We start from the raw sequence: 24680 nt of genomic DNA on the forward strand, positions 1-24680 counted from the left end.
GGATAAATCCTACTGCTGGTTTTCATCCGTGGTCTAAAGCACGGGATACGGAACTGCGTTCCTCTCCCTCCACGGTTTTCAACCTCATTCCTTATAAAGCAGTGTTATAAGCATCAATTTTGGTGCGTAACTGCTCAACTATTTGTGTTAGATTTTGCAAGTTGCGAGTATCCCCAAAATCCATGCTAGGGTCTATTGCTTTGAGTCCAGCGGATCTCAATTCAGCTTTTTCGAGAACGCGGTATGTACGTTTTTGACGGGACATAAATATATTCCTTACTTCTTTAGCGTAAGCCCTAATGATGTTCTAGAGCTAGCTTGCCTTACTAAAGCTGGATTTGAGGTCAGCATAACCCACAAATATTTGTATTTATTAGAACAATATCTTTGGGTAATATTGGCGATGTTTAAGCATTGGCGTAAAAGCCAAAAGCGTGATGTTCGTAACTAAAAGCGTGATGTTCGTAACTAAAAGCGCGATGTTCGTAACCAAAAGCGCGATGTTCGTAACCAAAAGCGCGATGTTCGTAACTAAAAGCGCGATGTTCGTAACCAAAAGCGCGATGTTCGTTACGGCTTGTTTGAACACAAAAAGCGTAGACCTAACCCCCAACCCCTTCCCTTGTAGGGAAGGGGAGTAAGACTCAAAGCCTCTCTCCTTGCAGGAGAGAGGAATGGAAGCGAGGTCAGATTGTATCTATATAAATCTTTTCACTTATTTAGGAAATGTAGAACAAAACCCGTGTGTTAAGAAATAGGATAAACTTAGAGATAAAGTAGCATATGGAACCTTTGACTACTGCGGCGATCGCTATTGGCACTGTGGTTGCTACCAAGGCATTGGAGAAAACCGGCGAAAAGGTAGGCGAAGCTTTATGGGATAAGACTGGTAAGTTTCTCGTCACCCTGAAAAAACAGTCTCCCCATACTGTAACAGCGATCGAGAAAGCACCAGAACAACCACTAGATTATGGTAAGGCTGTAGTGGAAGTAGAATCGGCGGCTAAAGCTAATCCGGAAGTTGCTGAAGCTGCACAGGAATTAGCCGCAGCTGCTAAAGCCGAACCAAATCCCAAATTAGCGGAAATTCTGGCTATGCCTAACCTGGAAAAATTGGCAGACAAGATTGGTCAGGTAGTCATGCCAGGTGGAACAGGTAACATTGAAAATATGTCTTTTTAATCTAATAACTTACACTTGATGCAATATCTAAGTTTAAGGGAGTATTTCAATGAACGCAAAACGCCCACAGGCTCGAAGCCTGGGGCTACACGAACTAAGCCCACCTGCGTGGGCTAAAATGCTTGTAGCCTGCGGAGGCAGGCTTTGTTTGTATAGCCGCACCCTAAAAGGGTGTCGGGTAAAGTGTTTGTGCAAATTTGGGATGCTGCGAAGTTTAATGGCATTTAACTTAACTCTCTATGCCTAAAGACTCTGGCAAGTTTGCCGATAAAGTTGGCGCTTTCGCTGCCCCTGGTTCTCAAGTTAACATTGGGACTCAAATTATTCAGGGGCAGAAACAACTACATCCCACAAAATATATTCCTTATCGTGGTTCTGTCCATTTTGTTGGACGAGAACAAGAATTGGCAATGCTGCATGAAGAGTTGCAGCGCCGAGATTATGTGGCGATCGCCGGAATGGGAGGTGTGGGCAAAACTGAATTAGCCACCCAATATGCGAGACGATATCAACAACATTACGGCGGAATTGCTTGGTTTAACGATAGGGAAAGCAATCTTGCTGCCGAAGTTTTAGAGTTTTTCATCAACTTTGGTTTCGAGATTCCCCAAGAATTAGGCGGAAGATTCTTAAGCCTCAAACAACAAGTCGCGTGGTGTTGGTCTAAATATCCTGATTCTGCCTTGCCTATCTTAATTGTCTTCGATGACGTGACCGATTTAGCCAACCTGCGCGAAGTTGTTCCCACCCATAACCGCTTTCGAGTTTTAATTACAACTCGACTACGGCATTTAGACCCCAATTTTATTCAACAGATTCCTTTAGATGTTCTCTCCCCAGAAAAAGCCTTAGAACTGTTAAAACGATTGTTGGGGGACAGAGACAAACGAATCGAAAACGAACCGAAAGCCGCAACAGCAATCTGTGAATGTTTAGAATATTTGCCCTTGGGGATAGAGTTAGTGGGAGGCTATTTAGTCAGAGACTTGCAGCTATCTCTACACACAATGTTTGGGCAGTTGCAAGAACGTAAATTAGCAGAAGCAGCTCTACAAGACCGGGAAACCATAAACTCAACTCAACTCGGAGTTAAAGCCGCGTTTGCTTTAACTTGGGAAGAACTCGACCCACTGACGCAACAACTAGGAAAATTATTGAGTTTATTTTCTCCGCAGTCAATTCTCTGGGAATTGGTTGTTTGGGTAGCGATAGAAAGTAAAAACATTGAGCAAACAGAAGCAGCTACACAAGCACAGCCTGCTGATATCATATCCGATGAATTGCCTATAATCAAAGCACCCCACCCCCAACCCCTCCCCGCTAGCGGGGAGGAAAGCAAAAGCGCAGCTTTGGCGGGGTGGGGTTCCGATGAATTAAACGAGGCAAAAAAGCACCTCTACGAGCGCAACTTGTTGCAACAAGTAGATCAAAGATGTTATAAAATTCATGCCTTAGTGCGGTGGTTTTTGCAAGGGCAGTTAGCCGAGTCTGGCGAGATGCAAGCAGTTTTAGAAACAACCTTCGCTACTGCCATGATAGCCAAAGCCGAAAGCCTTGACGATTCACCCACCTCTAACGATATCGAAGACATCAAGGATGTTATTCCTCATATTGAAGACCTGGGAAACCGTTTAATTGCAGAGGTCAACAAAGCAAAAGAGGGAGAGGCAATTTCCCCAGCATCAGTCCCTAATGATGAAGTAATCTCGGTATTTGTGGGGGTGGGAAGATTTTATGAGGGACAAGGATTATATAAATTAGCAGAACCTTGGCGTGAAGAATGCGTAAATGTCTGCCAAGCATTATTTGTCGGCGACGATCCCAATGTAGCAACTAGCTTGAACAATTTAGCAGCACTCTACAAAAGCCTTGGTCGGTACAGCGAAGCCGAACCTTTATTAATTGATGCTTTGGCAATGACAAAGCGCTTATTTCTCGGCGACCATCCGGATGTGGCAACTAGCTTGAACAATTTAGCTTTTCTCTACAAAAGCCTTGGTCGGTACAGCGAAGCCGAACCTCTGTTAATTGATGCTTTGGCAATGACAAAGCGCTTATTTCTCAGCGACCATCCGGATGTGGCAACTAGCTTGAACAATTTAGCTTTTCTCTACAAAAGCCTTGGTCGGTACAGCGAAGCCGAACCTCTGTTAATTGAAGCTTTGGCAATGTGCGATCGCCTTTTAGGAGTTAATCATCCCACTACGGCAACTATTCGAGAAAATCTGACAAGTTTGCAACGTCAGTTAACTCCCCCTGCTACCCCGAAACGTGGGTTAGGTCAGTTTGTGCAAGGTTTATACAATTTATTAAATCGACGCTTTTAAAGTTTAACGGGGTATTGTGATTCTTGACAGACGCGATAAATCGCGTCTCTACAAGTGCAAACGCGATTAATCGGGTCTTTTTTTCATTCTTCTGCGCTGGCTGCCCGCAAACTTTGCACCACGTCTTCATAACCATTAAACTGAGCGATCGCCAAAGCTGTATAACCACCTTTATTTTTCAAATTCACATCTGCCCCAGCCTTAATCAACATCTGCACAGCTTCGTTATAACCTCGTGATGCTGCCCACATTAAAACTGTTGCCCCGGCTGAATCGATATAATTAACATCTGCACCTTTATCCAACAATTGCTGCATTATGCTTATTTGATTGCGTTCTGCTGCTTTTATCAAAACAGTTTTGCCATCATCTGCTTGAGTATTAACATCAGCACCGTAGTCTAGCAATACTTTCACCGTCTCGGCGTGTCCTTGCGATACGGAAAGCAACAAAGGCGTTTCGCTCGACTTTCCATTTACATCTGCACCTTGCCGCAACAGCGCCTCTACAATTTTACTATGTCCCTGCAACGCCGCAACAAGCAATGGTGTATCACCCAGGTGGTTTTTTATTTGCACATCCGCACCACGGCTGAGTAACACTTCTACCACCGAAGCGTAGCCTTCAACAGCCGCAAGATGTAAAGCAGTTTCACCATCTTGGTCTTGGGCATTCACATCAGCACCTTTGTCTAATAAAAGTGAAGCGATCGCATCATGTCCCGCTGCCGCAGAGGAAGATAGTGCAGTTCCCCCATCTTGATTTCTTTGTTTTACATCAGCCCCCGCTGCCAACAATGCTTGTACAACTTTTAAGTGTCCCAAGTCTGCCGCTACCATCAACAAAGTTTCACCTTCTTCATCTTGGGTATTGACATCTGCGCCAGTTTCTAGTATTATCCTTACAATCTGCGAATGTCCCTGCTTAACAGCCACTTTCAAAGCAGTGTCATCATCTTTATCTGTGACATTCACATCTGCATTTGCAGCAAGCAAGACTTTGACCACATCGACATAACCTTTCAAAGCTGCTGCCATTAAAGCTGTACTGCCATCTTCATTAATCGCATTGACATCAGCACCTCTGGATATTAAAAGCTGGACAATATCAACTTGATTGGCGCTAGCTGCCAACATTAAAGCAGTCAACTTATAGCGTTTTCTGGGTAAATTGATATTTGCGCCGGCATCGAGAAGCGATCGCGCAATTTCCGTGTAGCCTAAATTAGCAGCAAACATTAACGGCGTAGTTCCGGTGCGATCGCACGTATCAGCAAGCGTACCATTAGTTAGTAGCGATCGCACAAGCTTAAGATCCCCACGAGTAGTTGCGCGTATTAACGGAATATCTTGAGTAGAAACCATAAATAACCCTCCGAAGTGCGATCGCTTAACGAGTACAAATGCCTGGGTTACTTCCACACTACAAGAGAATCAGAAACAACCACAGATGCACCCCACCCCCTAAGTAAAAGGCAGAATACACAAATAGACATTATCTGTGTTTATCTGTATTTATCTACGGTTTCTTAAAAAGATGTAGGACTTACCAAGAGGGATAAAGGGGAAGCGATACGGCATAAAAGAGGAAAAGGTATGAAGAGTATTATGAGTTATTCAAATTACTCTTTATTTATTTCTACCCCTTTACCCTTTCCCCTTTCCCCTTTCCCCCTCTTCCTTCATCCCCCCAGCTTGCTGAGAACAAACGCTGCGAGGAAGCCGACAACAGTAATCAATCCTGCGAAATTATGCGCTTTTTCAAATGCCTCTGGAATCATCGTATCAACAATCATCGCTAAAATCGCGCCTGCGGCGATCGCGGTTGTCGCGGCGATGATTTCCGCTGATAAATGACTGAAAACGGTATAACCTAAAAGTGCTGCCACACCGCAAAGAACAGCAATAGTAGCCCAAACACCGAAAACGTAGCGCAACGATCTACCTGCATTTTTCATTCCAGCAGCGCTAGATAGCCCTTCGGGAATATTAGAGAGGAAAACTGCTGCGACAGCAACAGCGCTGACAGATCCGCCGGCAATCATACTAACGCCGATGACAATCGATTCTGGGATACCATCTAAAAGTGCGCCGATCGCGATCGCCAAACCACTACCACTATCTTCGTCTTCTGATGGTTGATGGTCGCCAGATCGCTTGCGATGCTTGCCTCCCTGAGTCGCTAAATACCAGTTAGCAGCAGTATAGACGATCGCACCTGCAACAAAGCCAATTGCCGTCGAGTCGAAACCGCCTTCTTTATAAGCTTCATCCATCAACTCAAACGACAGCGCCGAAATTAACACCCCAGCCCCAAAAGCCATAATTGCGGCGATTATCCGTTGCGGAACCCGCGAAAAATAGCCAATTGCAGCCCCAACCATCAGCGCTGAACCACTAAATAAACCCCAAAATCCTGCTTGTAACCAGACCGGAAACATTCTTACTTTCTTTCAACAGCCCGAAAGTCTCATAGTATCCGTATTGAAACTTTCGATCCTCTTCTATAAGAAATAGCTTTGCAATCTTTTCTTTTGCGATTATGCTAACTTTTATAAAGATTTAATAACTAGACGGGAACACGTATCAATATGGAACTTTCTCCATCGGTGAAATATTGGCTGAACTTCATTCACCCGGTACTTATGTGGGCGCTATTGCTATTGTCGATTTATGCTGCCTACCTGGGATTACAAGTACAGCGTACCAGACATGCTCAAGGTGAACAGAAGAAAGAACTGATTAAAGGTAAATATAACGTCAAACACTATCAAATCGGATCGATACTTTTAGGTTTGATGGTGGCAGGTGCGATCGCTGCTATGGCTGTCACTTACATCAACAATGGTAAGTTATTTTTCGGTTCTCACCTGCTAGCAGGGCTTGGGATGACGAGTTTGATAGCATTTTCTGCGTCCCTATCTCCTTTTATGCAAAAAGGCGCAAATTGGGCGCGGATGACTCACATTTTGTTGAATTTTGTACTTTTAGGGCTTTTTACTTGGCAGGCGATTACCGGCGTGCAAATAGTCCAAAAAATTCTTACTCAAGCATAGTTAGTTGGTTGTTAGTGGTTGGTTGTTAGTGGTTGGTTGTTGGTCGATAGTTGATAGTTGTTGGTTGTTGGTTAACAGTTATCCACCATCCACTATCCACTATCCACCATCAACTATCCACCATCAACTATCCACTATCCACTCACCACTTTTTCTGGTTGACAGGAAAATCTATACCTATAGATTGATGAAAATCTTGCTGAACTTTGCGTGTGAGGCGCTTTGAGACTTGACGGACGATTTGGTTGAGTAAGCGATCGCCTGTAGATTGCACCAAAGACTTAGGCAAACGCTGAATAAACTTGGGAAAGTGAATATCAACAACTAAATCCAATTCCCATTCAACTCGTGTTATCTGGTTAATACTTGTGGGTGCATCGTTTGCTGTATCTTCTATCATGCGTAGCGATGCATTATAGTCTACGTCATAACCGGGCGGATAGTAGCCGGGGATGGGTATAGTGTGGATGCGGTAAATACCATCCTCTGGAGGTAACAATTCCAAACCAATTTTTGGCTCCACCTCATAACCAAAAGAGCCAAAACGACCGATTCCTAAAGCATAACCATTTTCCCCCAGCGGTTGCACCTTCATCGGTTCAGCGCAGCGCGAAAACCATGAAGAATGAGCATTGAGATATTCAGCAACCAAGCTTGCTTGGGCATACATTTCCATAGAGTCGTGATAACGACCGTAAAACTTTGCAGGTGTTCCACCAATTGCTTGTAGCGTGTCTTCAGTATGCGCTACTGATGGGACAGGTACAACTGCTTCGCTTATTTCAAAGGATTGATATTCACGATTTTGTGAAAGCATATAAAGATTCCTGTATAATCTTGCGTTTACCTGTATTAATAATTCCCATATCGGGTCAGACGATTCGCACGCTAAAGTACATTTTGACGGAAACCTCAAAAATCTGCCAGCAACTTCATAGAATCACTAAAATAGGGAACAAAGAAATCAAATATTAGTTTCCCAGGATAGCGTTTATTATGAAAGCATTTGTAGCAGGGGCAACAGGTGAAACAGGTCGCAGGATAGTGCAAGAACTGATTGCGAAAAATATTCCCGTCCGTGCTTTGGTACGCGACGCAGAAAAAGCGAAGGGTATTTTGCCTCCTGACGTTGAGTTAGTTGTAGGGGATGTGTTAACACCAGAAAGTCTGACGACTGCTTTAGGAGATAGCACAGTAGTGCTTTGCGCTACCGGAGCCAAACCTAGTTTTGACCCCACAGGACCTTATAAAGTCGATTTTGAAGGCACTAAAAATTTAGTGGATACTGCCAAAGCGAAGGGAATAGAGCATTTTGTTTTCGTTTCTTCGTTGTGTACTTCTAAGTTATTTCATCCTTTGAACTTGTTCTGGCTGATTTTGGTTTGGAAAAAGCAAGCTGAGGAATATATCCAGAAAAGCGGTTTGACTTATACAATTGTCCGTCCTGGCGGGTTAAAAAATGAGGATAATTCCAATCCAATCGTGATGCAAAGTGCTGATACACTGTTCGATGGCAGCATTCCCCGGCAGAAAGTCGCCAAAGTTTGTGTAGAGTCGCTGTTTGAAAGTGCCGCACGCAACAAAATTGTCGAGATTGTTGCTAAAGAAGAGGCTACCTCGAAAAGCTTTGGGGAGTTATTTGCTAACGTAGCCTAAGTCAAGAGTTAACAGTCAATGGTCAATGGTCAAGGGTCAATCTTTGGACTTTGGACTGTTGACTGTTGACTTTGGACTCTTAACTCTGGACTCTTGACTTTTGACTACTTAAGTGAACTTTGTCGTTTCAAAGTGCGTCGATTATTGTTGATTATACGTAAATTCTAAGGAGTCCGAGTCTGAAAAGCGTGGAATCGAAAGGTGTTGAAAAACTGATTGGACCGATAGCCGCACTTCTCGGCTTTGTATATTTGTTGCAGTGGTATGTATTTGGGGATTTGCGATCGCATAACGATCCTGTCTTTGGTCAAAAAAATCCACCTTTGGTGATGAAAGGTGGCGATCCTTACATTCGTGCTTTAATGCGAACTATATCAGCGAGTGAAGCAAATAGCGATCGCCCTTATTCTCTCTTATATGGTGGACAGCAAGTCAACGATTTGAGCCATCATCCTCAGATATGCATCGTCATTGTTAATGGTCCCAACAAAGGCAATTGTTCTACCGCTGCTGGGAGATATCAAATTATCAACACTACTTGGTATAGAATTGCTCCTCGCTATCATCCCAATCCGACGCGGTTTATGTTTTGGGCAAATTATAGTTTTGCAGCAGAATATCAAGATGCAGTAGTTTACAGTTGGTTAAGCGATCGCCAAGTTTGGGGAACTGACATTTCTCAACTGCTGCATCAAGGAAAGTTAAACGAAGTTTTGCGCCGACTTTCCCCTACTTGGACAAGTCTCGGATATGGCATAGAAACTAATTCCGTCAGCCGATATCTACCTACTATTTATCAGAAAAACTTGCAAGAAGAACTAAACGCAACGAAAAATTGATTCGTAGTAAGCGTTTCAACGCTTATTCAACCCGGAAAATCACAACATATTTCTCAAACAACCATAACCGCTATATCTAACTTCAAACCTCAATCAAAAAATTCCTAATATCTTCTACAAACGCCAAAGTACTTTCAAAATGTATATTATGCCCCGAATTACTAATCACCCGTAATGCAGCAAATTTACATACTTCCGCTATCTTTTTATTAATAACTATAAACTTTTCATCATATTCGCCAGCTAATAACAGCAACGGGTTTGTATTCTCTTCGAGTTTTTCCCACAAACAAGGTTGACATCCAGTACCCATAAACCGCAATGATTTAGCCAATTCTAAAGGATTATTCTGCAAGCGACTTTCTATCATCCCCTCAAACTCAGGATGATTTTTTATATAACCAAAAATCGGCTGATTGTACCAATTTAATAGAAAAGCTCTAAAATCACTTTCTTCAACACATCTTGTTAATTTTCTCGCTATTTGTTCATCAGATTTAACTCGTTCTAATCGTTCAACTTCTGTTATTAAACCAGGAGAAGCTGATTCTAAGATAACTTTAGGGAAACGTTGAGGAAAATGCAGATTGAGGTATAAAGCCAATCTTCCACCCATTGAATAACCAACTAAAAAGCATTGGTAAATTTTTAGCTTATCTAGTAAGTTGATTAATGCTTGTGCCGTGTTTGCCATTGTATAACAATCATCGCCACCAAAAACTTGAGTTTTTCCATGTCCGGGAAGGTCAATTGTCAAACAATAAAAATCATCAGATAGTAATTTTATTGTTTTATCAAATTCATGACAATTACCCATGAATCCATGTAAAAAAAGAATTAGCGTTTTCTGGTAATTGCCCGTGAAAGAATAGTGAAATTGGTAATTTTCCAGGGACATATTATATGTACACTACAAGATATGTAAAGTATGTATGAAAATCCCAGAATTATCAAACCAGCAGAACTCGGAATCGAAAATTATAACAATCGCTCTTTGTGTTTAATTTTATTGCGGGTTTTACTCATGACTAAACCACCAGCTTTTACACTGGTGGCTTTTCGCTAATCTTAATTTACTGTCAACTAGCTTGACTAATACGCTGTTGTAACTCGGTTTCAAATTCCTCATCAGTGCGAGTGATGACTTTTGGTCGCTGGTCTAACCTATCCATTAAAATATGGAATGCTTCGGTGTCTTGTGGGCTGAAAACAGGACTCTGAGTAATCTTGCGGCTACTATCCTACTTAAAGCTATTGAAGATAAACAGCAAGAATAAAATTAGAGAGTGGGATAATGAAAAACCCGCTTTTATGGCGGGCTTTATTGAAACATGCTATCTATCGTCATTGACTTTTTACTTGCGATCGCTTAATTTCTTGTCTCAAGACTTCACATCGCTTCATAGCTTCTCTTGCCTGTTCTCTAAACTGCTTGGCTTGCAATGCGTTTGCTTCATACACTTCAGATGCTTTTCGTCTGAGTTCAACAGATTGTTTACTAAGTTCTTTAATACGAGTTCTTAAATCTTCAATCGTTTTCATTTTTCTTCCAGTTCTGAAATTACCAGGTTCAAGTTTTCAGCTTCTTCATAAAGTCTATCTGCTCTGCTAACTAATAAACTAGCATCCTCATCATCGTCATTTGCTACCGCTTTATCATGAGCATTGTATAGTTCATCAATGATTAGCTGTAGTTGTACATAAGCTTTTAACAATACTTAAACTTTCACGCACTAAGGTGCGCTATAGCAAGCCATAACACAACGGATTTTATTGCAGGAGGAATATCCACACTGCAATAAGCCGGACCCTACTTTTTGATTTTCTAAGGTAAAAACCGATCCAAAGCAGCTTTGAGTTGTTGAATTTCAACTTCAATATTGCCTTCTTTGCAGGCTCTACCAATACACTCATTTAAATGTTCATCGAGAACAATTCGCGCTACTTTATCTATTGCACCTCTAACGGCGGCAATTTGCAATAAAACATCAGGACAAGGACTATTTTGTTGCACCATTGTTTTGATGCCGCGAACGTGTCCTTCTATACGCGAAAGCCGATTAACAATTCGTCGCAATGACTCTTCGCTATGGACGTGTGGATGAGCCGACTGTCCATGCCCATGAGTACGATCTGTGTGGCTGTGGTCTATATCGTTTTGGGAATGTTCTGCTGGTGTTATGGACAAGGATTCTTCAGCTAATCGGTTTAATCCATTCATAGGTTATCAAAGTTCTGGCAATACTAAGATCCTAGCCTACAGGGGGAGGGGGGAGGGGGAGATGGGGGGACAAGGGAGACAAGGGAGACAAGGGAGACGGCTTGGGGGACGACTTGGGGATGTAGGGGCGCTCATATCTTGCACCTAAAAGACTTATCATTCAAATACAGCAGTAGGAAGTAAACACCAAACTAGTCTGTAAAATGAGTTGATTCAAGCTAGAAGTACTTAGAAAACTATACTCTAACTAAAGTAGTCAACTATGGATAAGTTTCACTCTTCAGATAAACATGAGAAACATTACTCTGGAAAATATCACTCAAGCCGTGATTGAACACGGTGATAAAGGCAAGACTCATGCACGCCTTTATGAGATTTATACCAGTCTTATTCGACATCTGCACGCCTTCGTGCAGGAGGTAAATCTGACGGAACAGGAGTTATCGTTCTTGCGCGATTTTCTCATTCGGGCAGATCGCTACACAGAAGAGATACCGAATGGGGAAATTCATATGCTGCTCGACTTGCTGGGAATCTCAGAGCTAGTGGTTCTATTGCATAACAAGAGTAGCACAGCTACCGAAAGTAATCTAGAGGGTCCTGTCTATGTAGCGGATGCAAAAGAGCGCAACATGGGCGATCGCCTAGGAATCGATCCCGACGGCAATACACTCTTCCTATCAGGACGCGTCTTAGACCTGAACAACAAACCAATTGCCAATGCGCTTCTTGATGTCTGGCAGTCAAATTCAAAGGGACTTTATGACCTTCATGATGCATCCCAGCCAAAGGGTAACTTCCGAGGTCGTTTCAGAACCAATTCGGACGGCTCTTATGCATTTGAAACGGTTGTGCCAGTAGGGTACACTATCCCATCAAGCGGACCGTGCGGTGAAATGTTGCAGCTTTTGGGACGACATACCCAACGAGCAGCCCATATCCATTTTAAGTTGAGTGCTACAGGCTATATACCCCTGACTACACAAATTCATATTGATGGAGATCCGCACCTCGATTCAGATACAACGTTTGCGGTCAGATCTGCCATCATTAAGCTGCAAAAACATGAGACACTCGACAAACTCAACGCATACAATCAAAGCAAACCTTTCTATACAGCCGAGTTCGACTTTGTGCTACAACCGACCGACCAACAGACAGATGCCGCTTAGAGCTTAAAAGGTCATTGGTTGTTGATTATTAGTTTTTAGTGGTAAATGGTTAGTGAATAACTCGTGGTACTCAGACATAGCGCGTAAATAAATCGACCGCCTGAGTGGTTTCACTGTGGAGCCAGTCGCTTGCCGGGGTTCTCTCGGTTGTGCGATCGCTCGTGGCGTAGTCGGTTATTCGTTATGTCGATAAAGTTAAAATAAACGTCAATACGCAGGAAATAGAAGCAAACCTGTAAAAATAGCTGTAGATAGAAAAGTTTGAGCAGCGGTTTTCGTAGCTCAACACTTCTAATATTTGTCAAGATTAAACAATAATTACGCTGAAACATTCTTGTGTGGTTATGCGATTTTCCCAAATACCCAGGTCTATACGCCAACTTAGTACTCATGTGTTAGCGATATTTCTAGGAGTTTTGCTAACAGTTAGTACCCTGCAAGTGTTACCCTCCCAAGCGGAACCTGCACCAAATCCTGTAAGTTCAAATTCTTCATTACAATTAATTGCTCAAAGACAATCACCGGCAACGGCTGCGATCGGTAGTAGTAGTTTTGTTACAGCTGCGGTGAATCGTGTAGGATCGGCTGTTGTCAGAATTGATATTGAGCGCACAATTACTCGTCGCGTAGATCCGATGTTTGACGATCCGTTTTTTCGCAGGTTTTTCGGTGACAGTTTACCCCAAAGGTTGCCTTCGGAACAATTACGCGGTTTAGGATCTGGTTTCATTATTGACAAGAGTGGCTTGGTTCTTACGAATGCTCACGTAGTCGATAAAGCTGATAAAGTGACAGTCCGCCTCAAAGATGGACGCAGTTTTGAAGGAAAGGTGCAAGGCGTTGACGAAGTGACAGATTTAGCAGTGGTCAAAATTAATGCAGGTGGAAATTTACCAACTGCGCCCTTGGGTTCTTCAAGTAATGTACAAGTGGGAGACTGGGCGATCGCTGTCGGTAATCCTTTAGGATTTGATAATACCGTGACTTTAGGAATTGTCAGCACCCTCAGACGTTCTAGCGCTCAAGTAGGTCTTCTTGACAAACGCCTAGAATTTATTCAAACTGATGCAGCAATTAACCCTGGTAACTCCGGGGGACCACTGTTAAATGACCGAGGTGAGGTAATTGGAATTAACACAGCGATTCGTGCTGACGCAATGGGGATTGGCTTTGCGATTCCGATAGATAAAGCAAAAGCGATCGCTTTTCAACTCGAACGTGGCGGAAAAGTTGCTCACCCCTATTTAGGTGTGCAAATGCTAACTTTAACTGCTGATGCTGCAAGACAAAATAACAACGATCCCAACTCACCGATGAAAGTAGCAGAAGTTAATGGTGTTTTGGTGATGCGAGTTTTACCCAATTCTCCTGCTGCTGCTGCGGGGATGCGTCTGGGTGATGTGATTGTGCAAATTGATGGACAATCGGTCACGACAGCCGAACAGCTACAAAATATTGTAGAAGATAGTCGCCTCGGTCAGACTTTACAGGTAAAAGTGCAACGAGGGAACCAGACACAGCTGCTATCTGTACGCACGGCTGAGTTGCAAAATGCTTCTTCATAATTAGTGCTGAGTCTTAAGTTTTGATGGGGATACGTCTGGTTTAACGTATCCCTATTTTTTTGGCGATGTGAGAAAATTCTTTTTAATACGAAAAAAACCGCGATCGCGGTCGGGAAATTTATCCACAGACAGCGATCGCGGTTACTTTACGTACCACCAAATCAAACCAATGTCAATTAAGCAGCTTTAGCTTCTTCAGTTTGGTTAGCTTCAGGAGCTGTCTGAGCAGTATTATCTGCTAAATTAATTTTCACAACTTGGTTACGTGCTTCAATTACTTTGGGCAGTGTCAGCGTCAAAATACCATCTTTGAATTCAGCTTGCACCTTATTGTTCTCAATCGCAACTGGTAGAGGAATTACCCGCTGGAACTTACCATAGCGGAATTCAGAACGGAAGGAACGATTATTTTCAGTTTGATTTTCGTGACGCTTTTCGCCAGAAATAGCCACTACTTGCTGTGTTACCCGGATATTTAAATCTTTAGATTCCACACCGGGAATTGATAAGCGCAAAATCAGGTTATTATCTGTATCTTCCAGTTCAGCCGCAGGCTTCCAAGTAATAGCATCGCGCTTTTGGGTTAACATTTCATCAAAAATTTGATTCATTTGACGGTGTAGAGTTTGCATTTCTGAGAAAGGTTGCCAACGAATGATTGCCATAGTTAACGTACTTCGATTGCTCTTGGTAATTGACTTTTGTTTCATACCTCTCTATAATCCCTGCGCCTTACTTGAAAGTTTGTGAGGTAAACCGGATCGAGATGGGAGTGAATACCAGAAATTAATTGGGAATTGGGAATTGGGAATTGGGAATTGGATTCCCCACTCCCCACTCCCTACTCCCCATTACCCATTCCCCATTCCCCATTCCCCATGCCCCATTCCCCATGCCCCATTCCCCGATTATGTAATAGGCGATCGCAATCTCTTTCCAGGCAACTGCCATACAATTAAAACCAGAGCAGCGCTACTAGCAGACTTCCTTTTGAACTGTCAAGTTGTTTAAAGTTATGTAGCCTTTTGCTTACAGGTGCTAGAACACTGCGGTAAACTATGCCTTGATTATGATTCTTTGGCAGAGAATAACACTTCAGTAAGGAGATTTTTTTTCAATGTCTCATACCGTAAAAATCTACGATACCTGCATTGGTTGCACCCAATGCGTCCGCGCTTGCCCTACAGACGTGCTGGAGATGGTTCCTTGGGATGGCTGCAAAGCCAAACAAATTGCCTCTTCACCCCGCACAGAAGACTGCGTAGGTTGCAAGCGGTGTGAAACTGCTTGCCCCACTGACTTTTTGAGCATCCGGGTTTACCTGTCAAATGCCGAAACCACTCGCAGTATGGGTCTGGCTTACTAAGAAATTCACCAGAATTTCTGATTATACTGGCAATTTACAGTCAATAGCAAGCAGATAACAAGATTGTAGGGTAGTAAGTATACACTATTAATTGCAAGAGTGTCTACTTACTACCCTATAAAAATATCTGATGATGGCGAAAGTCGAAAATAAAATTGCACTATCGACTGATACAGAAAGCAAATTGCTCTTTTTATTTGTTCACATGTAAAGTTTGTTGAAAGTTAGCGAAAACCCCGCATCTGTGTTAACAACTATACTGGGTTTAGTCATCCTGAAAACAAACTGGTGTGAGCAATGTGCGGCATTGTAGGTTATATCGGCACTCAAGCAGCGACAGAAATTTTGCTATCTGGGCTGGAAAAACTAGAGTATAGGGGTTACGATTCCGCCGGAATCGCCACTATTTGGGAAGGTGAGGTTAATTGCGTTCGCGCTAAAGGCAAACTGCATAATCTACGTTCCAAACTAGAAGCCGTCGAAGCCCCGGCACAAATTGGTATTGGTCACACTCGCTGGGCGACTCATGGTAAGCCAGAAGAGTATAATGCTCATCCACACATGGATACAGCAATGCGGGTGGCGGTGGTGCAAAATGGCATTATTGAAAACTACCGCGAGTTACGCCAGGATCTCAAACAAAAAGGCTATGTGTTTCGTTCCCAAACGGATACAGAAGTAATTCCCCACCTGATCGCCGAATTCTTAAAAAATCCCCCTTCCCCCCCTCTTCCCCTCCTCCACTCTTCCTCTCCCTTCTTCGAGGCAGTGCGTCAAGCTGTGAATAAATTAGAGGGGGCATTTGCGATCGCCTGCGTTTCTGCTGACTTTCCCGATGAACTGATCGCCATCCGACAACAAGCACCGCTGGTGATTGGTTTTGGTCAAGGCGAATTTTTCTGCGCTTCTGATACGCCGGCGATCGTTTCTCATACCCGTGCGGTGCTAACCTTGGAAAATGGGGAAATGGCACGGTTGACACCTTTAGGAGTAGAAATATATAACTTTGCTGGTGACAGGTTGAAAAAACAACCGCGCTTGCTCAACTTGAGTCCCATGATGGTAGAAAAACAGGGATTCAAGCACTTCATGCTCAAGGAAATCTACGAGCAACCGGGAGTAGTCAGGGCTTGTTTAGAAGCTTACTTTACAAATGATCCGTCTTCGCCGATTAATTTAAGCTTACCAGTAGAACTTTACGTTGATTTAGAGCAAATTCAAATTTTAGCTTGCGGTACTAGTTGGCACGCAGCACTAATCGGTAAATACTTAATCGAACAATTGGCAGGAATTCCCACACAGGTGCATTATGCTTCTGAGTTTCGCTACGCACCATCACCTTTGACGGCAAATACTCTCACAATTGGCGTAACTCAATCTGGCGAAACTGCTGATACACTAGCAGCTTTGGCGATGGAAAAAGAACGCCGCAGTGGTAGAGAACTCAAGTATCAACCGCGACTGCTAGGAATTACCAATCGTCCAGAAAGCACCTTGGGTGAAATGGTATCTCAGATTATCGATATTCATGGTGGACTAGAAATTGGGGTAGCGGCAACAAAAACTTTTATCGCTCAACTGATGGCATTTTATGCTTTAGCCTTAGATTTAGCTTATCGTCGTCAAACAATTTCTCCCGACCAATTAGAAGAAATTATTACCTCTTTGCGACAGATTCCTAAAGAAATTGAAGCAACTTTGGAAAGACAAGAAAATTTAATTGAACAGTTAGCGCACGACTTTGCAGAAACCACAGATTTTATCTTTGTGGGTAGGGGAATTAATTTCCCCATCGCTTTAGAAGGAGCGTTGAAATTAAAAGAAATCAGCTACATTCATGCTGAGGGGTATCCCGCTGGGGAAATGAAACACGGCCCGATCGCTTTATTAGATGCGAAAGTACCGGTAGTGGCGATCGCTATGCCTGGTAATGTTTACGAAAAGGTGATTTCTAACGCCCAAGAAGCAAAAGCCAGAGATTCGCGCTTAATCGGTGTAACTCCCGTCAACGATGGTGAAGCTGCGGAAATTTTTAACGACTTACTTCCCGTTTCCAACGTGGATGAATTGCTTTCGCCAATTCTGACTGTAATTCCTTTGCAATTATTGGCTTATCACATCGCAGCGCGGCGCGGTTTAGATGTCGATCAGCCGAGAAATTTAGCCAAGTCGGTAACAGTAGAATAAATTCGTAGTGAGGAATGCGCGTCCTCTCTAAAAAAATAACCTTTGAAGTAGTACGATCGCCTTAATGTAGGCGTGCGATCGCTATGCCTGAGGTTATTTTTTATGGTCAGGGGCAAACGGGAATGGACGCAAGCTAAAGAAAGAGCGCTACATGTCCGTCTAGAATACCCTAATAATTTTACTAACCAATTGCTATTATGTAAGTACATCACGTACATACGCCTGAATATGAGCAACTCCTACAGCATTCGTAGTACCAAAATTGGTAACAGTGCAGGGTTTAGGCTATCGGCTGAGTTTTATCGGGAGCATCCTCAGTTTGCCAATGCAGATGGTTGGATAGAGGTATTGTCGCCGGATACAGCAATTTTGCGAATTGTGCCTCAACCGACTGATGATGAAGACGCAGAAGATTCAGTAATGATGCGGCTGTTTCTGGATTTTGCTATGACAGAAGCGTTAAAAAATAATACACTGTAACCTTATACAACTGAAATGTCTGAGGCTGCCCATAAACTAATTGCGAGTGTAGAATTAGACGATGAGTTGTTAGAAGATGGCGAATTTTGCAAGTAATGGTTGGGAAGTTTACTTTCATCCGCAACTATTTGGCACTCAATATCAAAAATTATTTGAGCGCGTTTCCCGTTTGCAGAAGCAATTACCGGAGGCTGAATATAAAACCCATGCAACCGTAAAGTTATTTGCGGCAATTACTATTGCGATTGAAACCAAGATTCCCTCTGACCCGTTGGCAAGTCATTTTGCCTTGACAGGTGCGTTAAAACGCTATGGACGGGTGAAAAAGATGGGCTTACCGGAACGGTATCGGCTGTTTTTTCGGGCATTCGATACCGAAGAGTTGAAAGCGATGTCATATTGAATATAGATTTTTTCTCCATCAGAGCCAATAACTTCTGTTATCTTTGCTGACATATGCGTTTTATTACAGCATTACCTTGACCATCTATACCTTACCAAATGTTGCTCAATTTATGATTTTCCGCTTTGCATGTACGCATTGCTGGCAAAATTAGATTTGGGGGTAAGGTTTGTAGGTGGAGTGCGATCGCACCTACGAAATGTCGGTTTGTAAGATCGCGTCATGCCTGCGGAAAAACAACTTTGCGTCTGCACACCGCTGGCAAAATTAGATTTGGGTGAGGTTTGTCGGTAAAGTGCGATCGCAGCGTTACCCATTATTTTTTGCTTGTACAGATGTGCTAATTTGAAAATTCCTGAATATTGGATTGTCGATCCAATCGAGTCTAAAGTAACAGTTTTGTTGTGGGAAGAAGAATTGTATGAGCAAACAGAATTTTTTGTCAATCAGCAATTATTCTCTCCTACATTTCCAGAACTTTGTATCACAGTTGAGCAAATATTAGCTGCGGGAAATATTTCTTAAAAAATCGTCTCATTATTTATACTATCATCCGAAAGGCGTGCGATCGCTTAAAATTCGATATCAGTGTTATCACCCTAACCCTTTTGTACAAACTGTTGCCATTAATTGATATAAGTTTGTTGACTTAAGCTGAAGATAACACTCAAGGATGAAAGCACCATTACCTGATAACGAACCACAAAGAATCGAAGCCCTTTTGCAGTATAAAATCCTTGACACTCCTCCGGAAGCTGTCTTTGATGACCTCACTCGTTTAGCTTCGTATATTTGTGGAACTCCCATCGCTTTAGTAAGTTTAGTTGATACTAACCGCCAGTGGTTTAAGTCTAAAGTCGGTATAGAAGTACTACAAACACCCCGCGATATCGCATTCTGCGCTCATGCTATTCTTGAACCCGACGTTTTAGTTGTGCCTGATGCTACATCTGACGAACGGTTTGCGACAAATCCAGTGGTAGCTTCTGACCCCAATATCCGCTTTTACGCTGGTGTCCCCCTAATTAATCCTGAGGGACACGCTTTAGGAACACTTTGCGTGGTTGACTATGTACCGCGAGAACTGACTGACGAACAGCTAGAAGCATTACGCACTCTCGGTCGCCAAATAATCAAGCAACTGGAACTGCGGCGCAATTTAGCTTCTTTGGTACTAACAACTAATCAAGGCAAACAAACACATAAACACAATAAATTCTTTAAAAGCATTGCTGGCGCTTTTGGGTTAGCATCGGCAATTTTAATTGTAATTGGCGTGGTTTCATATCAACAGACAAAATTTTTTATTGAAACTAATAATCAAATAAGAAAAAGTGAAGAAAAAATCACCAAATTGTCAGAACTACTTTCTCAGATAAAGGATGCTGAAACTGGACAACGCGGTTACATTCTCACCGGAGACTCAGCTTATCTACAACCTTATAAAGCTGCACTGGCAAAGATTGATATTGCAGAACTGAATAATTTAACAGCAGATAATTCTATTCAACAAAGTCAAATAGACACGCTGAAACCCCTGATAGCAGCAAAGCTAAACGAACTCAAAAAAACTATCGATTTGCGCCAAAACCAAGGGTTTGATGCTGCATTGCAGGTAGTTCGTACAAATCAGGGAAACAACATCATGAATAATATCCGCGATATAATTCGTGATATGGAAAACGAGGAGAAAAAGCGACTTGACCAGCAGTTAAAAGTAGCAAAATATAGCGGAGAGAAGACAATTTTTACATTAGCGATCGCTATTTGCGTGACTTGTCTCATTCTCGCAGGAATCTACTACCTAATTTATCGTGAAATAACACAACGCAAGTTAACAGAAGAATCTCTGCACAAAGAACGCAACTTTATCTCAGCAATTCTTGATACAGTCAGCGCTTTGGTAATAGTTCTCGACTCCCAAGGGCAAATTGTCCGCTTCAATCAAGCTTGTGAGCAAACAACTGGTTACTCATTCGATGAAGTCAGAGGTAGGTATTTTTGGAATTTATTTCTACTTAGAGAAGAACTGGAACCAGTCAAAGCAGTTTTTCAGCAGTTAAAAAATGGTGAACATTTAAAAGAGTATGAAAACTACTGGGTAACAAAAAATGGCACGCGACGCTTGATTGCTTGGTCGAATACCATCCTGCATGACGATCGAGGTGCAGTAGAATACATTATCGGCACTGGCATTGACATTAGCGATCAAAAGCGGGTCGATCGCCATTTAACCGCACAACATAGTACCACCCGCGTATTAGCCGATTCTCTCACCATCGCTGAAGCCACTCCCCGAATTCTACAAGCGATTTGCGAAAGCTTGGAATGGGATTTGGGTGAAATTTGGATGGTGGACGCACAAGTTAATGTTTTACGTTGTCTTGACATTTGGCATAAAGAATGCATCGAAGTCGAAGAATTTAAAGCAATAACTCAGCAAATTACTTTTGCCAGAGGAATTGGACTACCTGGACTTGTTTGGGCTAATAATGAACCTGTTTGGTTTACTGATATCGTTGATGATACGAAATTCCTCAGAGGAACAATTGCCCAGAAAGCAGGACTGCATGGAGGTTTTGGTTTTCCGATTCGCAGTGGTAATAACATTTTGGGTGTAATTACCTGCTTCAATCAGCAAACTCAGCAACCCGACCCAGATTTAGTGCAGATGATGATTTCTCTTGGTCAGCAAGTCGGTCAATTTATCGAGCGCAAACAAGCAAAAGAAGAACTTCAACGCCAAAACTTGCGATCGCAACTATTTACTGATATCACTTTGAAAATTCGTCAATCTTTACAAATCGAAGAAATTCTTCAAACCACCGTCACCGAGGTGCAAAAGATTATAAAGAGCGATCGAGTGTTGATTTATCAGCCTTTGCCTAACAAAACTCAAGTGGTAGTAGAAGCAGTAGTTTCTGGCTTACCGACAATTAAAGAGCAAAACATCATCGATTCCTACTTTCGTGCCGAATATTTACAGCAGTGCAATTTACAGCAATACCGTCAAAATAAGATTCAGGCGATCGCGATGGAGGATCTAATTGAAGTCCAACAAAATAATCTGGAATTACTGCAACAATTCGGAGTAAAAGCAAATTTAGTTGTACCCATTTTCATCGCCGAAGAAGTTTGCGGTTTACTGATTGTTCATCAATGCTTTAATTCATACTCTTGGTCTAGTTTTGAAACTGAACTTTTGCGGCAAATTGCCGATCAAGTAGGTATTGCTTTGGCTCAAGCTCAACTCTTAGAAGCCGAAATTATTCAGCGGCAAGAATTAGAAATCGCTCGTCGCCAAGCCGAGTTAGCATCTCAAGCTAAAAGTGCCTTTTTAGCAAATATGAGTCATGAAATCCGCACCCCAATGAACGCCGTATTGGGAATGACTGAACTACTATTAGGAACTCCCCTCACTTTGGAACAACGAGATTTTCTCGAAACAGTTCGCATGAGTGGAGACACGTTGTTGAAATTGATCAACGAAATTTTAGATATATCCAAACTTGAAGCAGGGGAAATGACTTTAGAAACTTTAGATTTTAACTTGTCCACTTGTGTAGAAGAAGTGTTGGATTTACTAGCTCCCCAAGCTGATAATAAACAATTAGAAATTGCAGCGTTAATTTATCGCCACGTCCCCATTCACCTGAAAGGAGATGCTAGTCGTCTGCGGCAAATTCTCATGAATTTAATCGGCAACGCGATCAAGTTTACCAGTACTGGAGAAGTGATCGTGCGGGCAGATGTGCGATCTGCCTTTGGCAGCAGCGCTTCCGCAGAGCGGACGCTTACGCGAACGCTATCGCTTTCCTTCAATAAAGTTATTATCTACTTTACGGTTACAGATACCGGTCTTGGCATTACTCCAGAAGACCAATGCAAACTCTTTACACCATTTACACAAGTTGATGCTTCCACCACCCGCAAGTATGGTGGCACCGGTTTGGGATTAGCCATTTGCAAACAACTTGTTACTTTGATGGGAGGACAAATTGGCGTAGAAAGTCAACTAGGAAAAGGTTCAACATTTTGGTTTGAAATTCCTTTTACTGTTGCAGTTGAACCTGTTTCTTCAGTAAGCGATCGCAAAATCAAAAATCGGCGCATCTTACTAATAGATGACAAGGGGGCAGGGGGCAGGGGGCAGGGGGCAGGGGGCAGGGGGCAGGGGGAGTTTGCCTCCCCATCTTCCTTGTCTTCCCCATCTCCCTTGTCTCCCTTGTCTTCCCCCTCCCCCCCATCCCCCTCTCCCCCTGTTAAATCCAAATTAAAAATTCTCCTGGCTGAGGATAATTTGGTAAATCGAAAAGTAGCCCTAAAGCTGCTTGAAAGCTTGGGATACGAAGCTGATGTTGCTGTCAATGGCAAAGAAGTATTGCAGCTATTAGAAAAAATTCCTTACGACTTGATTTTGATGGATTGCCAAATGCCAATTCTTGACGGTTTGGCAACCACACGAGAAATTCTTAGTTGGCAAAGTGCTTCTTTTATTAATCATTGTCGTCCTGTAATAGTTGCGATGACTGCTAATGCGATGAAAGAAGATAAACAAATGTGTTTAGATGCTGGAATGGACGACTATCTGAGCAAACCAGTGTTGAAAGAAAAATTAGCAGCAATATTAGAGTATTGGGCAAGCGTGATACTCACAAAAGAAGAAACAATTGCATCTGATGAGGCTTCACTCGACTTACCAATTGATTGGGAACACTTGCATCAACTCTCAGAAAACAACGCAGAATTTGAATTGGAATTATTGCAAATATTTGTTGAAGATATCCAACCTCGTTTAGAAGCGGTGAAACAGGCGATCGAGAAAAGTGACTTTGAAAAAATCGCTCACGAAGCTCATCACCTCAAAGGTGCTAGTGCCAACATCGGTGCTACAGCCATGCATTTAGCCGCAGAAACATTAGAAAAACTGTCTCAAAAATTCGAGCGTAGAGGTATTGCCAAATTAATTTCAGAATTAGATGAATTTGTCAACCGTATTCAACTTTATTTAATTAGTAAATAGACATAAATAAACGGAACTTTGTAGTGAGGGCTTCAGCCCTCAGCTATTCTCAGTCTTGCCACGCCAGTAGGGTGCGTTAGCGACGAAAGTACGGCACCATTATCAAAGATTTGGTGCGTTACGGATTTCATCCTAACGCACCCTACAATACCTACTAAAAAACGAGAATCCCGGTTTATTCAATAAACCGGGATTCTAAAACTTTCAATTTTTAACACGGCAAATCAACTCTAATAAAAAACTATCAAACCGTGTAGAGACGTTATATGTAACGTCTCTACAATATAGACAATTTCCCGGATATGGTATTAGACAAAATTAGTAAGCTTTGAAAGCCGCTTGCCACCGTAAAGCTTTAAATTCAGGTTGTGAAATTGAAAAGATATCTGCGTCGGCTGCCTGAATTATTTACTTTCTTTGCACATCTGGCTAATGATTTCTTGAGGCTGAAGGGTTGATTAACTATAAAGTTTTCGCTTTTGCATCAAACAAAACATGAAATTTTAGCAATAAGCTGTCACATCTTCACCGCATTCATCAGCTAGATAACACAAAGCTTTGAAACGCAGACCAACTACTTGCTCATAAAGAGGATTTAACTTACACATTGGGGGAATGTGAAATAATTTGTGTCCAAATACTTTGATGTCTCTTTCAAAAGGACATTGAGCCGGAATAAGCTGACATAAGAAATGGGCAAGTTTAGGATTATTAATTTCTCTCGATTCCATCCACTGGCGGATTGGTTGTAGTAAATCGTTTTGTGATTGGATTTGAGTAAAGCTAGTCATGATTGATCTCCTGATGATTTATGATTAAGTTGCCTTTGATTTTTGGGTTTGAACTTGATTGTTATAAGTAAGTAGGTTCTGGTTTATTAGCTTATGCAGTTATTTGTCTTGCCTTTTTTATAAGGGATAGCGTTGAATATATCTCTCTTGTCGGCACAACTTTAACTACCAACTCAAATAATGCCGTTCCGGATAATCTTCGAGATATTTGCCTCTCAACACGGGGAGGGGGGATGGGGGATGGGGAGAGGGGGAAGACAAGGGAGACAAGGAAGATGGGGAAGACAAGGAAGACGAGGAGGCAAACTCCCCCTTGTCCCCCTTGGACTGAACCCGGACAAAAATGGACAGGCTTCTCCTTCACCAGACGCGAAGCGCGAACATCCTTTGTGACTCGCTATCGTGTTGAGGAT

At 42.4% G+C, this 24680-nt stretch carries 28 protein-coding genes; 16 read left to right on the forward strand and 12 right to left on the reverse strand.

What is annotated here, in order from left to right:
- Positions 1 to 91: 91 nt before the first annotated feature.
- Complete coding sequence (locus tag PI95_RS28030) at positions 92 to 265, reverse strand: hypothetical protein (RefSeq protein WP_163519266.1); 174 nt, start codon at positions 263 to 265, stop codon at positions 92 to 94.
- Between the two features lie 518 nt (positions 266 to 783).
- Between PI95_RS28030 and PI95_RS28035 the strand changes: the two genes are divergently transcribed.
- Entirely contained in the window at positions 784 to 1182 is a 399-nt protein-coding gene (locus PI95_RS28035) for a hypothetical protein (protein ID WP_039742674.1), read from the forward strand.
- 239 nt (positions 1183 to 1421) lie between these two features.
- On the forward strand, positions 1422 to 3509 hold the full coding sequence (locus PI95_RS28040) for a tetratricopeptide repeat protein (protein ID WP_163519267.1): 2088 nt from the start codon (positions 1422 to 1424) through the stop codon (positions 3507 to 3509).
- An 83-nt stretch (positions 3510 to 3592) separates the two neighbouring features.
- On the opposite strand, the gene PI95_RS28045 is transcribed toward PI95_RS28040, so the two are convergent.
- Both PI95_RS28045 and PI95_RS28050 read right to left on the reverse strand, forming a co-directional pair.
- Positions 3593 to 4873 (reverse strand): ankyrin repeat domain-containing protein, encoded by a 1281-nt coding sequence (locus tag PI95_RS28045; RefSeq protein WP_039742678.1) that lies wholly within the window; start codon positions 4871 to 4873, stop codon positions 3593 to 3595.
- Positions 4874 to 5190: 317 nt separating this feature from the next.
- Positions 5191 to 5949: a ZIP family metal transporter gene (locus PI95_RS28050; RefSeq protein WP_039742681.1), complete on the reverse strand. Its 759-nt coding sequence runs from the start codon at positions 5947 to 5949 to the stop codon at positions 5191 to 5193.
- Positions 5950 to 6093: 144 nt separating this feature from the next.
- On the opposite strand from PI95_RS28050, the gene PI95_RS28055 reads away from it, so the two are divergent.
- Complete coding sequence (locus PI95_RS28055) at positions 6094 to 6564, forward strand: DUF4079 family protein (protein WP_039742683.1); 471 nt, start codon at positions 6094 to 6096, stop codon at positions 6562 to 6564.
- A 142-nt stretch (positions 6565 to 6706) separates the two neighbouring features.
- Here PI95_RS28055 and PI95_RS28060 read toward each other — a convergent pair whose 3' ends face one another.
- A complete protein-coding gene (locus tag PI95_RS28060) occupies positions 6707 to 7381 on the reverse strand; it encodes a DUF1997 domain-containing protein (protein ID WP_039742685.1) in 675 nt (224 codons plus the stop codon).
- A gap of 179 nt (positions 7382 to 7560) precedes the next feature.
- Here PI95_RS28060 and PI95_RS28065 point away from each other — a divergent pair, with 179 nt between their 5' ends.
- Both PI95_RS28065 and PI95_RS28070 read left to right on the forward strand, forming a co-directional pair.
- The gene (locus PI95_RS28065) at positions 7561 to 8220 is read left to right on the forward strand and encodes an SDR family oxidoreductase (protein WP_039742689.1); all 660 of its coding nucleotides are present in this window, start codon (positions 7561 to 7563) and stop codon (positions 8218 to 8220) included.
- Positions 8221 to 8408: 188 nt separating this feature from the next.
- The gene (locus PI95_RS28070) at positions 8409 to 9059 is read left to right on the forward strand and encodes a glycoside hydrolase family protein (RefSeq protein WP_039742699.1); all 651 of its coding nucleotides are present in this window, start codon (positions 8409 to 8411) and stop codon (positions 9057 to 9059) included.
- 82 nt (positions 9060 to 9141) lie between these two features.
- Here PI95_RS28070 and menH read toward each other — a convergent pair whose 3' ends face one another.
- Positions 9142 to 9957 carry a 2-succinyl-6-hydroxy-2,4-cyclohexadiene-1-carboxylate synthase gene (gene menH / locus PI95_RS28075; protein ID WP_039742702.1) on the reverse strand — a complete coding sequence of 272 codons (816 nt, stop codon included), beginning with the start codon at positions 9955 to 9957 and terminating at the stop codon, positions 9142 to 9144.
- 30 nt (positions 9958 to 9987) lie between these two features.
- Here menH and PI95_RS28080 point away from each other — a divergent pair, with 30 nt between their 5' ends.
- Complete coding sequence (locus tag PI95_RS28080) at positions 9988 to 10125, forward strand: hypothetical protein (RefSeq protein WP_163519268.1); 138 nt, start codon at positions 9988 to 9990, stop codon at positions 10123 to 10125.
- 13 nt (positions 10126 to 10138) lie between these two features.
- On the opposite strand, the gene PI95_RS37545 is transcribed toward PI95_RS28080, so the two are convergent.
- The 4 genes from PI95_RS37545 to PI95_RS28090 all read right to left on the reverse strand — a co-directional run bounded on the left by PI95_RS37545 (position 10139) and on the right by PI95_RS28090 (position 11280).
- Positions 10139 to 10285 carry a DUF6887 family protein gene (locus PI95_RS37545; RefSeq protein ID WP_373695721.1) on the reverse strand — a complete coding sequence of 49 codons (147 nt, stop codon included), beginning with the start codon at positions 10283 to 10285 and terminating at the stop codon, positions 10139 to 10141.
- A gap of 118 nt (positions 10286 to 10403) precedes the next feature.
- Complete coding sequence (locus PI95_RS28085; RefSeq protein ID WP_039742704.1) at positions 10404 to 10601, reverse strand: hypothetical protein; 198 nt, start codon at positions 10599 to 10601, stop codon at positions 10404 to 10406.
- Entirely contained in the window at positions 10598 to 10774 is a 177-nt protein-coding gene (locus PI95_RS35375) for a hypothetical protein (RefSeq protein ID WP_201280640.1), read from the reverse strand. Before PI95_RS35375 ends, PI95_RS28085 begins: the two co-directional genes overlap by 4 nt.
- Before the next feature lie 110 nt (positions 10775 to 10884).
- Positions 10885 to 11280, reverse strand: a complete 396-nt coding sequence (locus tag PI95_RS28090) for a metal-sensing transcriptional repressor (protein ID WP_039742707.1) — start codon at positions 11278 to 11280, stop codon at positions 10885 to 10887.
- A gap of 290 nt (positions 11281 to 11570) precedes the next feature.
- Here PI95_RS28090 and PI95_RS28095 point away from each other — a divergent pair, with 290 nt between their 5' ends.
- Positions 11571 to 12452 carry a dioxygenase family protein gene (locus PI95_RS28095; RefSeq protein ID WP_039742711.1) on the forward strand — a complete coding sequence of 294 codons (882 nt, stop codon included), beginning with the start codon at positions 11571 to 11573 and terminating at the stop codon, positions 12450 to 12452.
- A 344-nt stretch (positions 12453 to 12796) separates the two neighbouring features.
- Entirely contained in the window at positions 12797 to 14017 is a 1221-nt protein-coding gene (locus PI95_RS28100; RefSeq protein ID WP_039742714.1) for an HhoA/HhoB/HtrA family serine endopeptidase, read from the forward strand.
- A gap of 176 nt (positions 14018 to 14193) precedes the next feature.
- On the opposite strand, the gene PI95_RS28105 is transcribed toward PI95_RS28100, so the two are convergent.
- Positions 14194 to 14682, reverse strand: a complete 489-nt coding sequence (locus PI95_RS28105; RefSeq protein WP_039742718.1) for an Hsp20/alpha crystallin family protein — start codon at positions 14680 to 14682, stop codon at positions 14194 to 14196.
- A 139-nt stretch (positions 14683 to 14821) separates the two neighbouring features.
- Between PI95_RS28105 and PI95_RS28110 the strand changes: the two genes are divergently transcribed.
- The 5 genes from PI95_RS28110 (at position 14822) to PI95_RS28130 (ending at position 18453) form a co-directional block, all read left to right on the forward strand.
- Positions 14822 to 15028, forward strand: coding sequence for a hypothetical protein (locus tag PI95_RS28110; protein ID WP_163519269.1), 207 nt, complete (start codon positions 14822 to 14824; stop codon positions 15026 to 15028).
- A 106-nt stretch (positions 15029 to 15134) separates the two neighbouring features.
- On the forward strand, positions 15135 to 15383 hold the full coding sequence (psaC, locus tag PI95_RS28115; RefSeq protein ID WP_163519270.1) for a photosystem I iron-sulfur center protein PsaC: 249 nt from the start codon (positions 15135 to 15137) through the stop codon (positions 15381 to 15383).
- A 297-nt stretch (positions 15384 to 15680) separates the two neighbouring features.
- Entirely contained in the window at positions 15681 to 17570 is a 1890-nt protein-coding gene (glmS, locus tag PI95_RS28120; RefSeq protein WP_039742721.1) for a glutamine--fructose-6-phosphate transaminase (isomerizing), read from the forward strand.
- 102 nt (positions 17571 to 17672) lie between these two features.
- On the forward strand, positions 17673 to 18050 hold the full coding sequence (locus PI95_RS28125; protein WP_236117227.1) for a hypothetical protein: 378 nt from the start codon (positions 17673 to 17675) through the stop codon (positions 18048 to 18050).
- 76 nt (positions 18051 to 18126) lie between these two features.
- Positions 18127 to 18453, forward strand: coding sequence for a type II toxin-antitoxin system YhaV family toxin (locus tag PI95_RS28130; protein WP_163519271.1), 327 nt, complete (start codon positions 18127 to 18129; stop codon positions 18451 to 18453).
- A 110-nt stretch (positions 18454 to 18563) separates the two neighbouring features.
- Here the strand turns inward: PI95_RS28130 and PI95_RS28135 are convergent, their stop codons facing one another.
- The gene (locus PI95_RS28135; RefSeq protein WP_039742724.1) at positions 18564 to 18770 is read right to left on the reverse strand and encodes a hypothetical protein; all 207 of its coding nucleotides are present in this window, start codon (positions 18768 to 18770) and stop codon (positions 18564 to 18566) included.
- A gap of 28 nt (positions 18771 to 18798) precedes the next feature.
- On the opposite strand from PI95_RS28135, the gene PI95_RS28140 reads away from it, so the two are divergent.
- Together PI95_RS28140 and PI95_RS28145 are read left to right on the forward strand one after the other, a co-directional pair.
- Complete coding sequence (locus PI95_RS28140; protein ID WP_236117228.1) at positions 18799 to 18978, forward strand: Uma2 family endonuclease; 180 nt, start codon at positions 18799 to 18801, stop codon at positions 18976 to 18978.
- A gap of 148 nt (positions 18979 to 19126) precedes the next feature.
- A complete protein-coding gene (locus PI95_RS28145; protein ID WP_039742730.1) occupies positions 19127 to 23476 on the forward strand; it encodes a GAF domain-containing protein in 4350 nt (1449 codons plus the stop codon).
- 503 nt (positions 23477 to 23979) lie between these two features.
- Here PI95_RS28145 and PI95_RS28150 read toward each other — a convergent pair.
- Positions 23980 to 24267 (reverse strand): Mo-dependent nitrogenase C-terminal domain-containing protein, encoded by a 288-nt coding sequence (locus tag PI95_RS28150; RefSeq protein WP_039742733.1) that lies wholly within the window; start codon positions 24265 to 24267, stop codon positions 23980 to 23982.
- Positions 24268 to 24500: 233 nt separating this feature from the next.
- Between PI95_RS28150 and PI95_RS28155 the strand changes: the two genes are divergently transcribed.
- On the forward strand, positions 24501 to 24680 hold a 180-nt coding region (locus PI95_RS28155), incomplete at its 3' end, for a hypothetical protein (RefSeq protein ID WP_236117229.1).

This window comes from Hassallia byssoidea VB512170 (genome assembly GCF_000817785.2).
In the GTDB taxonomy this organism is placed as follows: domain Bacteria; phylum Cyanobacteriota; class Cyanobacteriia; order Cyanobacteriales; family Nostocaceae; genus Hassallia; species Hassallia carrinoi.